A 361-nucleotide genomic window follows, 5' to 3' on the forward strand; every position below is an offset into this window, starting at 1 on the left:
CCGTTCAGGACGTTGGGCGCCGAGACACCGATGAAGACGTCCGCGCCCCGCACAGCCTCCTTCAGCGTGCCCGTCATCCCCTCCGGATTGGTGTTGTCCGCGATCCACCGCAACGCCGAACCCGCATCCGCCGAGACCAGATCCTCACGCCCCGCATGCACCACACCGTGAATGTCGGCGACAACGGCGTGCTTGACCCCGGCCGCGGTCAGCAGCTTCAAAATCGCCGTACCCGCAGCCCCCGCACCGGACATGACGACCCGTACATCACCGACCGCCTTGCCCACCACCCGCAGCGCGTTGGTCAGCGCCGCCAGGACCACGATGGCCGTGCCGTGCTGGTCGTCGTGGAAGACCGGGA

1 protein-coding gene is annotated in these 361 nt (G+C 68.1%); it reads right to left on the reverse strand.

Features of this window, described 5'->3' with window-relative positions; genetic code table 11:
- The coding region (locus LE181_RS32010) for a malic enzyme-like NAD(P)-binding protein (protein ID WP_308103688.1) at positions 1–361 on the reverse strand (361 nt) is incomplete at both ends.

Origin of the sequence: Streptomyces sichuanensis (assembly GCF_020328095.1) — a bacterium.
Taxonomy (GTDB): domain Bacteria; phylum Actinomycetota; class Actinomycetes; order Streptomycetales; family Streptomycetaceae; genus Streptomyces; species Streptomyces cinnamoneus.